The organism is Tannerella sp. (genome assembly GCF_052170195.1).
Taxonomy (GTDB): Bacteria; Bacteroidota; Bacteroidia; order Bacteroidales; family Tannerellaceae; genus Tannerella.
The window spans coordinates 79,300-92,689 of record NZ_JBQNAZ010000004.1; the positions used below are offsets into that span (position 1 = coordinate 79,300).

8 protein-coding genes and 2 tRNA genes are annotated in these 13,390 nt (G+C 45.3%); 6 read left to right on the forward strand and 4 right to left on the reverse strand.

All coding sequences use genetic code 11. From position 1 onward, the window contains the following. Positions 1-209: 209 nt before the first annotated feature. The 3 genes from ACTTKA_RS02170 to ACTTKA_RS02180 all read right to left on the reverse strand — a co-directional run bounded on the left by ACTTKA_RS02170 (position 210) and on the right by ACTTKA_RS02180 (position 713). Positions 210-281, reverse strand: a tRNA-Glu gene (locus ACTTKA_RS02170). 71 nt (positions 282-352) lie between these two features. Continuing rightward, on the reverse strand, positions 353-607 hold the full coding sequence (gene rpsT, locus ACTTKA_RS02175; RefSeq protein WP_442713377.1) for a 30S ribosomal protein S20: 255 nt from the start codon (positions 605-607) through the stop codon (positions 353-355). A gap of 34 nt (positions 608-641) precedes the next feature. After that, positions 642-713, reverse strand: a tRNA-Glu gene (locus ACTTKA_RS02180). Positions 714-1,007: 294 nt separating this feature from the next. Between ACTTKA_RS02180 and ACTTKA_RS02185 the strand changes: the two genes are divergently transcribed. The 6 genes from ACTTKA_RS02185 to ACTTKA_RS02210 all read left to right on the forward strand — a co-directional run bounded on the left by ACTTKA_RS02185 (position 1,008) and on the right by ACTTKA_RS02210 (position 10,433). Continuing rightward, positions 1,008-1,988, forward strand: coding sequence for a FecR domain-containing protein (locus ACTTKA_RS02185; RefSeq protein WP_442723789.1), 981 nt, complete (start codon positions 1,008-1,010; stop codon positions 1,986-1,988). Between the two features lie 73 nt (positions 1,989-2,061). Beyond that, positions 2,062-5,628 carry a SusC/RagA family TonB-linked outer membrane protein gene (locus ACTTKA_RS02190; protein WP_442723790.1) on the forward strand — a complete coding sequence of 1,189 codons (3,567 nt, stop codon included), beginning with the start codon at positions 2,062-2,064 and terminating at the stop codon, positions 5,626-5,628. A 35-nt stretch (positions 5,629-5,663) separates the two neighbouring features. After that, a complete protein-coding gene (locus tag ACTTKA_RS02195) occupies positions 5,664-7,151 on the forward strand; it encodes a RagB/SusD family nutrient uptake outer membrane protein (RefSeq protein WP_442723791.1) in 1,488 nt (495 codons plus the stop codon). 32 nt (positions 7,152-7,183) lie between these two features. Continuing rightward, positions 7,184-8,317: a TlpA family protein disulfide reductase gene (locus ACTTKA_RS02200; protein WP_442723792.1), complete on the forward strand. Its 1,134-nt coding sequence runs from the start codon at positions 7,184-7,186 to the stop codon at positions 8,315-8,317. 659 nt (positions 8,318-8,976) lie between these two features. Further along, the gene (locus ACTTKA_RS02205; protein ID WP_442723793.1) at positions 8,977-9,984 is read left to right on the forward strand and encodes a helix-turn-helix transcriptional regulator; all 1,008 of its coding nucleotides are present in this window, start codon (positions 8,977-8,979) and stop codon (positions 9,982-9,984) included. A gap of 122 nt (positions 9,985-10,106) precedes the next feature. Further along, positions 10,107-10,433: an HIRAN domain-containing protein gene (locus ACTTKA_RS02210; protein WP_442723794.1), complete on the forward strand. Its 327-nt coding sequence runs from the start codon at positions 10,107-10,109 to the stop codon at positions 10,431-10,433. Positions 10,434-10,645: 212 nt separating this feature from the next. Here the strand turns inward: ACTTKA_RS02210 and ACTTKA_RS02215 are convergent, their stop codons facing one another. Continuing rightward, a complete protein-coding gene (locus ACTTKA_RS02215; RefSeq protein ID WP_442723795.1) occupies positions 10,646-13,366 on the reverse strand; it encodes a M16 family metallopeptidase in 2,721 nt (906 codons plus the stop codon). Positions 13,367-13,390: the final 24 nt, after the last annotated feature.

A 13,390-nucleotide genomic window follows, 5' to 3' on the forward strand; every position in this document is an offset into this window, starting at 1 on the left:
TATGGTTTATGCTCTGTTTGTGCTGTGCAGGACATACCATAAAGAAGCCCAAAGAGTAGAATGAGAAGGAGTGTTTTCATTTTATTTTTTATATCATTTCCTAATTGAAACCAATATTCAATAGGTCTAAATGGTTTGTAAAGAGGGGGGGGGCTGCAGGCGTAATAGCTACTCTAATCCTACAGGTTTCTTATCTTTTTTGTTATTTGTAGCCCGTAGGGGAATCGAACCCCTCTTTTGAGAATGAGAATCTCACGTCCTAGCCGATAGACGAACAGGCCATTAGTCAAAGAAAGCCGGACATTGACTGTCCGGCTCTTTTATTTCGTTTGAGCGAAGAATATAAATGTGATTACGCCAAAGCGTTTACATGCTTCGCCAACTTTGACTTCAAGTTGCCGGCTTTGTTTTTGTGGATCACATTGTTCTTTGCCAACTTGTCAAGCATCGAACAAACCTTCGGATACAATTCTTCCGCTTCTTTTTTGTTTTCAGTAGCGCGCAACTTCTTTACGGCGTTACGCATTGTCTTAGCTCCATAGCGATTACGTAAGCAGCGTGTTGCTGTTTGACGAATTCTTTTTATGGATGATTTATGATTTGCCATCGCTTTTTTTATTCTGTTTTTATCTTGTTTTTTGTAGCCCGTAGGGGAATCGAACCCCTCTTTCAAGAATGAAAATCTTGCGTCCTAGCCGATAGACGAACAGGCCATATAATCTTATGAGAGAGCTATATTTGTCCATCTTTATGGTAGCTCAATTGCCTTTTTTGCGAGTGCAAAGATAAAGACTATTTTTAATCCTGCAAAATTTCCGTCTTTTTTTTTGCAATTTAACAAATAGACCGAAGACGAATAATTTAATGTAACAAGGTTATACAAAGATGGAAGGTTTACTTGGAGACGGAGGGGAAGAGGGACTGATGTTCGCCCAACCTAATTTTTTTGTCTTTATTTTAAACGCGAGCCCTCATTGATGTGTATGTATATACATAAAAAGAAACTGATGGAAGACAAGACGGACGAATTATTGCTGCGGTACTTTGCCGGAGAGTTGAATAAAATGGAAGAAAAAGAACTGCTTGACTGGTTAAATCAGGACGATGAGCATAAAAAAACATTCCAAAGAATGGCTGACGTGTGGGCGGTAGCTCATATACCGCTTTTTGCCGGACGGTTAAAAGTGTCCGGGCCGATGTTGCCCCGGGCACGTAGGAATACTGTGGCGCTACGGAAACGTTGGGCGGGCGTTGCCGTGGCTTGTATAATATCGGTTGCTATCGCACTTTCAGCCTTCTGGGTGGGGAAGCGATACGGCAATGCGTCCCCCGATACGTATTATTGTACCATGGTGCCTGCGGGCTCACGTTCGGAGGTAACACTGCCTGACGGTTCTATCGTATGGGTCAATGCCGGCTCTTCCTTGACGTATCATGAGAATCGTCGGGAACAGATTCGTAGTGTGATGCTTGAGGGCGAGGCATACTTCGAGGTAAGACCTGATCCCGAGAGACCTTTTATTGTCGAATCAGGGGACTTGCACGTACGGGTGCTGGGCACTAAGTTTAATGTTAAGGCGTATGGCGATGAGGAGACAGTCGATGTCGTACTGCTTTCGGGTAAAGTAGATGTCCGGCTGAACGATCGCGGGGAAGAGACGTATGCGCTCTCACCCGACGAGAAGCTGACCTTTCACCGTGAGACGCATCATATCGAAAAACACCGCGTAGAAGGACGTGATTACTGTGCTTGGAAAGAAGGACGGATATGTTTCGACGAACAACCGTTCACGAAGTTGGTCAAAACACTGGAACGATTGTATAATGTCCGTATACAGATCGATAGCGAACAGCTGAAAACGGAATGTTTTTCCGGTAGCTTCCTCCAGACTTCATCGCTCGATGAGATTCTGCGTGAGATAGATATGGAACGCCGATACCATTGGTCGTATGATCGTACGGGAGCGCTTGTCATTCGTGACAGGTAGCTGTTTTCGGAAACGATTGAAGGAGGTGCCAAATAAACAAACATTAATATTCACATTTTTAAAACTAGTATCTATGAATCAAAGCAAACAAAGAAAACGGTGCAGACAGATGGCTGCCGGTATGTTGCTGGCGCTTATGCTATGCGTGTCCGGTGTATTGTCTGCTTCTCCGTTGCAGGTGCAACGGATGTCTGTCAAACTGGAAAACGGAACTTTGCGCGAGCTTTTCCATCTGATCGAAGAAAAGTTCGACTATTCGTTCTTGGTCCGTAACAACGACATCGACTTGAATGAGCGTCTTACGCTCGATGTAACCGATCAGCCGGTAGAAAACATCCTGACCGATGCCCTGAAAAAGCAGGATGCAACTTTTACCGTGAACAATCAGCGGATTTTAGTGTACAAGGCAAATGGAAAACAACCCCGGAGTTATCCGGTAGCATCTTCTTCTCCGGCGCAGCAACAACAGGGGAAGGTTGTGATAAAAGGAAAGATTATTGATGAATCCGGTGAACCGTTACCCGGGGTATCGGTCTATACGAAAGATATGACTTCCGGCACGATCAGCGATCCGGACGGTAAATTCAGCCTGCCGGTTAACCACGCGAACGACAGTGTTTACTTTTCCTATGTAGGTTATCGTACCGAGCGTATTTTAGCTCAATCGTACCGAAACAAGAACGTATTGATTAAACTTGTATCCAACGCTGTTCAAATGAGTGAATTAGTTGTTGTCGCTTATGGTTCCACCAACCGTAAAACATTTACCGGATCGGTATCAGCCCTTACGGCGGATGATATTCAGCGGAACAAATCGAATAATATATTAAGCAGCTTGCAAGGTACGATTCCCGGGCTTCGACTCGAAAATAAGTCGCAACGAGACGGACGAAGTCAGCCGCATATAGTTATTCGAGGCGCTTCCTCGATTAATTCGAGTATCTCTCCTCTTTATATTATTGACGGAGCGCCCAGCGATGCCATCGAACAACTGAATCCTGACGATATTGAATCGGTCTCGGTGTTGAAAGACGCGGCGGCTATTTCGCTTTATGGGGCTCGGGCAACGAATGGTGTCATCCTGATTTCGACGAAACAGGGGCGTCGAAATACGCATCAAAAAGCATCCGTGAGGTATACGGGACAGATCGGCTTTTCCAATCGTACGGGGAAAGATTACAAGATGGTGTCTCCGAAAGATTACTATGAACTGTCGTGGGAGGCGTTGCGTAATGGCGCAGAAGATAATCCGGGATTACTGACGGCCGGAGGGAAGAAATACGCGTCGGCAGCTGAATATGCGACCTCGGAATTGCTGAACGCCTTTGGATACAATGCTTATGATAAGGCACAACCGGTAGGTTTGGACGGTAAATTAGATCCGTCGGCTAAGCTGCTATGGTGGGAAGATTATAGCGAGAGTCTGATCAAAACCGGTTTGAAGCACGAACATACGTTTAATATCAATAACGCGACGGATAAGCTCAAATATTATATTTCGGCAGGATACTTGAATCAGAAAGGGCTGAACCCCGGAAACGGAGGGTTCGACCGTTTTACGGCTCGCACGAATCTCTCGTACGAGATTAACCGTTATGTCACGGTGGGGGTTAATCTCGGTATGAGCAACTCGACTACCAAGACGAACAGTATCAACAACGGATATGCTGACTTCTCCACGTATGCCCGCCTCACACCGGGGCTGTACCCGCTGTATAAACGTAATGAACAGGGAGAGCTTGTCTATGACGAAAATGGACAGCGGGTATTGGATTTCGGAAACGGCCCGGCCAACATCTTAAACAGCAGACATCCGAATGTTACTTCACAGGAAGGAGGGTGTAATCCGTTAGGTACATTGGATTTAGATAAGAGCGGATATAAAAGTCGGTATTATTTCACGAACTTCTTTGTCGATGTCAATCTGTACGAAGGGCTGAAATTCAAAACTTCTTATTCCGGAAATACGTCGTATTCCGACAGTAAATTCTATCGGAACAGAACGATCGGAGAAAGCAAAGGAAAAGGGCTTTTGATTGTCAATACCTCACAAACGACGCATTGGACGGTGAACGGTATATTGAGCTATGACAAAGCATGGGGAAGCGATCACCGCCTTCGTTTGCTGTTAGGTTCCGAAATCAACGAAAGAGCCAACTCCAGTGTCAATGCTTCTGCCACAGGCTTTGCCTTTGAAGGAATGGATGAACTGGTGAACGGATCGACCATCGTGAAACCTGCTTTGGGAGCAGGCACCTCGTCGTCCGACCGTCTGGTGGGCTTCTTCTCTCGCGCGGAATACGACCTGTATAACCGTTACTTCTTCTCGGCCAGTCTCCGACGCGACGGCTCTTCCCGTTTTCATCCCGACACGCGCTGGGGGAATTTCTGGAGCGCCGGCGCATCGTGGATCATCAGTCAGGAAAAGTTTTTACAGAACAGTAAATGGCTGTCGCTTCTTAAATTGAGAGCCAGTTACGGAACATCGGGGAATATCGGGACGAATGACTACCGTTCCTATTATGCTACCGGATACATGTTCTTGGGAACTCCCGGAGTCTATATCTCCGAGTTGGCCAATAAAAACCTGAAATGGGAGATCAACAAGCAGTTCAATGTCGGGATAGATGCGGCCTTTGCCCATGACCGTATCCGTTTGACGCTCGACTGGTATAACCGGCAGACCGATGATCTCTTTTATAATGTCCCGCTGTCACCTTCGATCGGATTTAAGCAGGTGCTCCGTAATATCGGAAGTTTAAGAAACAGAGGGTTTGAACTGTCGGTAACGACTCGAAATATCCAAACGAAAGATTTTGAATGGACGACAAACTTTAATATCTCCAACAATAAAAATGAGATTCTGGCGTTGAATCAAGACGAGTTTATTACCGGAAACCGTATCTATAAGGTAGGACAAAGCACCACCGAATTTTTTATCCGTGAATATGCCGGCGTGAATCCCGAAAACGGAAAGCCGCAATGGTATATTGACGAAGTGAGTACGCAGACAGGAGAAAGAACGGGGAACCGGGTGACGACGGAAAATTGGAGTGAAACAGTGATTAAAACGATTAAACTCAATGACGGATCGACCAAAACAGTACGCAATCTGGGACGTTATTCCGTTGGGAATTATACGCCTACCATCTCCGGAGGACTTTACAATACGTTCCGGATCGGAAATTTTGACTTGGGGATTTTAGTTAACTACTCGCTGGGCGCCAAAATTTTGATGGCCGACTATGCCCCGCTTACCAATTCCGGAAGTAGTACCGTCAAATTGTTCCATCACGACATGCTGAACCGTTGGCAGAAAAAGGGTGACGTGACGGATATTCCCCGATTGACAACCACGAGTGTCAATAATTACACCGGCTCTTTCTCATATACTTCCACGTTCTATATGCGTAGTGGAGACTATTTGAAGCTGAAAACCCTGCATCTGGGGTATATGTTGCCTTCAAAAATGAATAAAGCGCTGCATATTACCGGCGCCCGATTCTATTTACAGGCCGATAACGTATGTTACTTCAGTGCCGAACAGGGGTTTGATCCGGAGCAGGTATCAGGGGGTACTGTCACAAACAGTTTCCCTGCCTTATCTACCTATTCGGTCGGGGTTAAACTCGATTTTTAATCTATTTGGTGTATAAACGATTAATTGATAATAAGATGAAAACTATAATAAGACGATTGAATTATCGAAATGTACCATTTGTTATGGTGCTTGTCGCCTGTTTCCTGTTGGTGCGGTGTAATGATTTTTTAGATGTGATACCGAGGGATAAGGTATCATCCGATATTGTATTCACTTCTTACGAGTCGGCGACGACCGTGCTCGGCGGCGTGTACGATCATATGACCTATTCGGCCGAAGGATTTATGATTAAAGCCCAGAGCTTAGGTATCCATAACTTTATCTTGGCTGCCGATATGATGGGACAGGATATTATTCCGAAAAACTTTTCCGGTCAGTTTCAAGGCGATGACTATAGCTTCAGCACTCGTACGATGGAGAAAGATCGCCCTTCCTTCTTCTGGTTTTATTGTTATACCCATATCAATGTGCTGAACGACTTGCTCAGTCATATCTCCAAAATGCAGGGAACAACGTCCGAGAAAAAACAGGTGGAAGGGGAAGCCAGAACTTTGCGCGCCTATCATTATCTGTTGCTGGTACAATGGTTTCAGCAAACGTACCTGCTTAATCCCGAGGCTCCCGGTGTGCCGTTATACCTTGAGCCGACGATTGATCCCAAAAATCGGGAAAGCATGAAAACGGTGTATGAGGCGATTACGGCAGACCTGCAATGGGCTGTTGATAACCTGCCCTCCGGCCGGCGCAAGGATTCGAAATACGTTGTCTGCAAAGATATGGTGAAAGGCTTGCTTTCACGTGTCTACATGGAGACGGGTGAGTACGAAAAAGCAGCCGTGTTGGCTAAAGAACTGGCCGATGCATATCCTTTAATGTCGAATGATGAATATAAGCAGGGTTTTAATAAGGTATCTGTTTCCGAATGTATATGGGGCCTGCCTGCTTCCGCAAAAAATACGAATGCCAACTATTCGCTGCCTACGGTCTGGAGTCATCCGCGTAAAAACAAACGCTGGTCAATGGAGTTTGTCTTCCTGAACAGCGATCTTGTCGAACTGTTTGCAGAGGGAGACGTGCGGAAAGAACTGATTCAACTCAATCCGAAGACGGAGGAAACCGAAAAATATCCCGAGCGGAAATACATATCTTTTAAGATTATGGATCCGGATGAAGCCGATAAACTGCCGGACATATTATTGATGCGGAGCAGTGAGATGCTGCTGATTGCTGCCGAATGCGCGGCCAGACTGAAGAAGGATGCCGAAGCGCAACAGCTTCTTTTCAAGCTGCAGCAGACACGCTATCCCGCTGCCGTGAAAACAACGGCTACCGGCCAGGCGCTGATCGATGAAATCTGGACGGAACGACGCAAGGAACTCTACGGTGAAGGCTTTGCGCTTCTTGATCTCAAGCGTTTCCGCAAGCCGCTCGTAAGGAAGGGACTCCATACTATCAAAAGTAATGATGCCGAAGGAATACTGTATCCTGCCGACAGCAAAATGTTTACCCTGCAAATACCCGAAGGAGAAATTCAGACAAATAATATCGAACAAAATCCTTGAGATAAATATTTATAAATTAAAACATGAAGAAAATGAAGAAAAAATTGATTGCATCAATCTTCGTATTAATGGCAATGCCATTTGTGCATGCACAAGAAAGTGAAATTACGGTAAAAGGGAGCGTTAAGTTCCCGGATGACAAATCCAAAATTCGGATTTTTTATGCTGACAAGTTCGATGAGGTCGTCATCGACTCATTTGAAGTAAAGGCAGACCATACTTTCGAGAAAAAGGTAACACTCCCTTTCCCCGGTATCTACTATGTCGATTGTCAGAAATGGGAGTATCTGGAATTTTGGGGTGAAGATGAGGACATCGAAGTGCATTTCAGAGGACAGGATACGGCCAAAATAAAGATCAAAAATCCGCTGTATGAACATATCGTAAACCCCGGAAGAAACAATGAATTGATGAATTTGAAGAACTATTTTGACTATATGGCCTATCAGGGGATGATCAGTGCGGGCAAAGAGGTCTACCAAGCCGGGAAAAGTACTTGCGATGAATGGAAAGAATACGTAAAAAAAGCGTATGACAGGAATGCCGAAACAAGCGAGGAATACATCAAATACCTTGTACGTTATTACGGAGACCGGAACAGCGCCATTTCTCTTTTATACAGGTTGAAGGATGGGGAATTAAAAAACAGCATTCTGACTTATTTTCAAAAAAACAAGCCGGATTACATTCCCTATGTGAAGTATGTAAAGGAGGAGGAAGAAAGACGCAGTCAGGCAGCCAAACTGGAAGCCGGAAAGATTGCTCCGGGCTTCAGTTTCCCCACACCGGATGGTAAAAAAACACTCGGCCCTGAAAATTTCAAAGGAAAATATCTTCTGATCGATTTCTGGGCATCTTGGTGCGGCCCTTGCCGAAAGGCTATCCCGCACCTGAAAGAGGCTTATGCGAAATACAAAGCACAAGGGTTCGAAATCTTATCCGTATCGATCGACAGGAAAGAAACGGACTGGAAAAAAGCATTGGATGAAGAAAAAATGCCCTGGTCACAAACGTGTGCTCCCAATTCCGGAAAAGACATTATGAGCACCTACCAGTTCAGTGGTATACCCCATTTAGTGCTGCTTGATAAAGACGGAAAAATTATCGAGAGAAATCTGTTGTCGACTAAACTGGACGAGACCTTGCAAAAAATAATCAATAAATAGGCTGTTAGCCTGATCGTTCAGTGTTTTTTTGAGGTTGTGTCAAATACGAAAAGTTTTGGCGCAACCTCTTTTTTTAACGTTTAAAAATGAGTGGTATCTGGAATGTGTTCAGGATGAAGGCGACGCAACCTGTTTGAACGAGTTCTCATTCCGCAAGCACAAAGCGGTTTTTACCGGTTACACGACACACGGTTATTTTTTTGTACCTGATAGCTGTTGCGGAATAATTCGAGAGGAGGAAATAATTATCTGTTGGATTAGACACCATTGTTTCTTTGTAAAGTGCTCAAAAAATAGTTAGCCAATCCGCCTTTGCTTTTCGTAATCCCTTTCTTGTTTTTTTCTTAGACCGGTTGAGAAGTTTTTTGCGTGAATAAAATGTGGCGATTTTCTGTTTTCTGAAATGTTGTGACGTATTTGTTTGAAGCAAAGTGCTCTGGAGTCGCTTTAACTTATGGTATACGAAAGTTTGTGCGTTCCTTATTTTATTCAGAGATTACATTCGTTATAGGTAAGTGAATTTTCGTAAAGAATCCATATATTTGCATACAAAATGGGGGTAGTCATACGATGCGGCTTTGGATTGAAATATTGGCAAAAATGGTCGGGTTGTGGGACGTTGATATGAAAGATACGCTTAATCATAACAAATAGAGGGAATGTCAACGAATAAACATGCACAGATCCGGTACCAAGCATTAGATCGATGCTTTCGTAATCCGGGTCGAAGATATTATATCGAAGACTTGATCGAAGCGTGTAATAGGGCGCTTTTCGATCAAGCGGGTGTTGTTGATGGTGTGAAAGAGCGTCAGGTGCGTCAGGACATCCGTGATATGGAAAGTATTTGGGGAGTCCCTCTTTGCAAACCTCGTGATGGCAAAAAAACGTATTATCATTATGAAGACTCTCATTACTCGATCAACAATCAGTTGCTGAATGAAACGGAAATCAGTCAGTTGAAAGAAACTATCTCTATGTTAAACCGTTTCAAGGGAATGCCTCAATTTCGTTGGATGGAAGAAATTCTGGCGCGATTTGAGAGTGTGTTTCAGTTGAGAGAGGCGACCGTCGGTATTGTTGGCTTCGAAGAAAACCCTTATTTAAAAGGGCTAAGTCTGTTCACGGATATTTTCAATGCGATTGTCAACAAACAGGCTCTTCGGATCTGTTATCAACGGTTTGGAAAAGAGCCGAAAGCGTATGTGCTTCATCCGTATTTTTTAAAGCAGTATAATCATCGTTGGTTTCTATTTGGGCATTGTGATCACTTGGAACAAAAGAAAACAGTAACGACTTTCGCTTTAGATCGAATTGAAAACATTGAGCCGGTTCAGATTCCTTATGTGGAAAATAAGGAGATCTCGTTTGATGAATATTTCGAAGACGTGGTTGGCATTACGGTTTATGAGAAGGAGATAGAAAAAGTTGTATTAGAGATAGATAATATTCTTTTTCCGTACGTCGAAACAAAGCCGTTGCACGGTTCTCAGAAAATAAAAAGACGTGATCAGGCGACAACAACAATTGAGCTCAGTCTGATTATCAATTACGAATTGGAGAATCTTCTTTTAGGTTATCTCGACAAGATACGAATCATTGCTCCCGGATATTTAAGGGAAAGAATGGTATCAAGAGTAAGAGAGGCTATTGCAAGAAATTTATAATCAGATTGAACATGCATGATGTCTCATGTATCGAGTACGACGGAGACATCTTTTCTTGTGTGATGCAGATAGGCTGCATAGTTGGTATTTACCTTTGTATCGAACATAAAAAAGAGATCGTTATGGTAAATCAACATTATGCAACATTTTATATTGCCGGATTCTCGTATTGGGATGGTTTGGAGGTTTTTGATGAGTTGAGAGTCGGCATGGAGTTGAGGTTAGAAGCCGAGCCTTTGAACGGGTATGATCCGAACGCTGTGAAAATACTCTTTCATGATACCTTGTTAGGGTATGTCCCGAGAGAGGAAAACGAAGAGCTTTCGAAGTTCTTTCAGCTGGGGCATACGGAGTTATTCTCTGCGAAAATCAGTCGGATTAATCCTGAGGCCCATCCGGAAAAGCAAATCTGTGTAACGCTGAAAATCAACAAAAAGGAAAGGGGATAATTCCCGCATAGGTTAAATAGAAAAGGCGGTGTGTCATAACGGGCGAACTGCTTCGTTGCTTGCGGAATGCGAGTTCGGTTACATACATTAGCATGCTCCATTGCTTTTATCCTTAGTGTTTTGCATTTCATCCATGCTTACATACCTAAAGAGGGTGTGCCCAAACATTGCATTATGACACACCCTCTTTTCGTTTCCTTGTTGCGGAAGTATTATTCCTGGCTGCTCATCGACACTTCGATGCGGTTGTTCTGTTTCAGCAGTTCGTCGGTGAACTGTTGCAGCGATGCGATCGACAGGTCGTTTACGTATTTGACGTAATCTTTCGCGCGGTCGATGCCATGAATCAGATATTCCTGTAAGTTCCGGAGTGCATATCCGTTTTCTTTCAGGTTATCGGCATGCTGTTTCAGCATATACTCTTTTACCTTCTGCAACATTTGAGCATCGGGACCTTCCGTTTGCAACCGCTTCGTTACGTCGTTGATGGCGTCGACGAGTTCCGTGCGTCGGGAAGGATCGGTATCGAATCTGAATTGGAGAGAGAAGCCTTCGGTAGGGATCTTCTGGGCGTCGCTCTGTACGCGCACGCCGTATGTTCCACCCTTTTCTTCGCGAATCTTATCCGTGAACTCCATCTGGAAGAGTTGCGACAGAGCACTCAGGCGTATGATATTTTCGGGACTGTATGCCATGTCGCCCGAATATACGATGGCTGTTGTGGCTTTGGGGGTTTCGAGCTTACGCATAAAATGGTTATTGTATATGCCTTTGCGTTCGGGGGTACGGTTTTTGTCGTACATGGCGGTGGCGGTAGTGCCCGGCAGTGAGGCGACATATTGTTCTACCAGCGGTTTGAGCTGAGCCGGAGAGACATTCCCCACGAAAGTGAACGTATAGTCGGCCGCATTGGCAAACCGGGCGCGATACAGTTCGAGCAGATTGTCGTAGTTGCAGCTCTCGATTTCTTCGACGGTCGGGATAGACACGCGCGGGTCGTTCATATAGATCGTACTTGTCAGCGAGTCACCGAAAACAAAATCAGGGTTACTCGTTAACATCGGCAGGATTCCTTTCAGGCGTCCAACAATCGATTTATATGCCGTTTCATCTTTGCGGATGGCTGTAAATCTCAGATAGAGCAGCTGCATCATTGTTTCCAAGTCTTTGACATTGCTTGTGCCATTGACATTCTGGTTGTATTGATCGACATTCGTGCTTACGCCGGCATGTTTGCCAGACAAGGCTTTTTTGAGATCGGTAGCGCTGAAATTGCCCAGCCCGCCTTCCGGGACGATATCATTTATCAGCTTGATTTCGGCCATATGTTCGTTCCCGATGACAGACGTTCCTCCAAAGGCAAAGCCTGACATCAGAATCTCGTCTTGCTTGAAGTCGGTTTCTCTGACAGCTACTTTTGCTCCGTTCGAGAGCGTCCATACCGTTACGCCCCGTTCGGTGTCCGTCGTTTCGTTCGTGATGCTGCCTTTCGGGGGAAGTTGTGCCAACAGCGGTTCCTGCACGGTGTTGTCGGTATAGGCCTCCAACTTTTCGCGGTCTACTTCCTGAATGATCTCGCGTATCCGGTCGATGGAAGGGAAAGTCGCTTTTTCGCTTTCGTTACCCATCAGAACGACTACCCTGTTTTTATCGGTGATGATCTGTTGCATGATCTGGTTGATGGCAGCTACCGGAATATTCGGAACAATCATCTGACTCATGGTGTTATACTCATCTTCGATGGAAGGAATCGGCTCATTTTTGAGGAAATGCTGTACATATTGCTGCACATAATAGCCGTTCTGTTGTTTTTCTCGTTCGTTGTACAATTTTTCCATTCCGCTCAGATAATTGGCCTTGGCACGTTCGTATTCACCTTCGGTAAAGCCGAAATCATGGGCGCGCTTCGTTTCGCGCAGCAGCGTTGCAATGGTTACTTCCGCTTCTTTCGGACGGCTGACGCCCACGAGTTGCAGCGCATCTTTCGTATGTACACCGAAGAAAGAACTGTTCATTACCATGGCAAAAGCGAACGGTGGGTTTTCCTGTTGAAGCATTTCCTGAAGACGGTCACTCAACATCCGGCTGATCATCTGTGTGGCAAAACGGAAGACCAGATAATCCATCGTTGTTTTTCGGTCGGCAGGTATAATATTTCTTTTAAAAGCGATCATCACGTTGCTGTTCGACAGTTCTTTGTCTGTTGCTATGGCAACGATCGGTTCGTCGTTGTCCGGTATCTGCTCATAAACGCGTTCTGCCGGATTTTCCGGTTTGGGAATACTGCCGAAGAGCGTTTTTACTTTTTGTTCGACCTCCTCCGCATCGATGTCTCCCACGACAATGATCCCTTGTAAGTCGGGGCGATACCATTTATGGTAATAGTCGCGCAGCACCTGCGGTTCAAAGTGGTCGACCACGCTCATCAGCCCGATCGGCATACGGTGAGCATACTTGCTGTCTTTGAAGATCGCCGGCGCGATGGAGTCGATCATACGCTGTGAGGCGTCACGGCGTGTACGCCATTCTTCGTGAATCACCTTGCGTTCTTTATCGATCTCCTTTTCGCGCAGCAGCAGGGCGTTCGACCAGTCGTGCAGGATCAGCAGGCATGAGTCTACGGCTCCTGCCGTGGTTGTCGGGACGTCGTTGATGTTATAAACCGTTTCGTCCATGCTCGTATAGGCGTTCAGGTTAGCCCCGAATTTCACGCCGATGGTTTCGAGATACGAGATCATGTTTTTACCGTCATCGCCTGCGGGGAAGTTCTTGGAGCCGTTAAAGGCCATGTGTTCGAGGAAATGTGCCAGACCACGCTGACTTTCTTCCTCCAGAATGGAGCCTACGCGTTGTACGATGTAGAAATTCGCCCGGTTTTCGGGGCGTTTGTTGGCGCGGATGTAATACGTCAGTCCGTTCTCTAGCTGGCCCATACGTACATTTTTGTCCACGGGGAT

Coding starts and splice junctions, on each gene's coding strand:
- ACTTKA_RS02185 (WP_442723789.1), top strand. CDS start 1,008: ATGGAAGACAAGACGGACGAATTATTGCTGCGGTACTTTGCCGGAGAG.
- rpsT (WP_442713377.1), bottom strand. CDS start 607: ATGGCAAATCATAAATCATCCATAAAAAGAATTCGTCAAACAGCAACA.
- ACTTKA_RS02190 (WP_442723790.1), top strand. CDS start 2,062: ATGAATCAAAGCAAACAAAGAAAACGGTGCAGACAGATGGCTGCCGGT.
- ACTTKA_RS02200 (WP_442723792.1), top strand. CDS start 7,184: ATGAAGAAAAAATTGATTGCATCAATCTTCGTATTAATGGCAATGCCA.
- ACTTKA_RS02210 (WP_442723794.1), top strand. CDS start 10,107: ATGGTAAATCAACATTATGCAACATTTTATATTGCCGGATTCTCGTAT.
- ACTTKA_RS02195 (WP_442723791.1), top strand. CDS start 5,664: ATGAAAACTATAATAAGACGATTGAATTATCGAAATGTACCATTTGTT.
- ACTTKA_RS02205 (WP_442723793.1), top strand. CDS start 8,977: ATGTCAACGAATAAACATGCACAGATCCGGTACCAAGCATTAGATCGA.
- ACTTKA_RS02215 (WP_442723795.1), bottom strand. CDS start 13,366: ATGGGCCAGCTAGAGAACGGACTGACGTATTACATCCGCGCCAACAAA.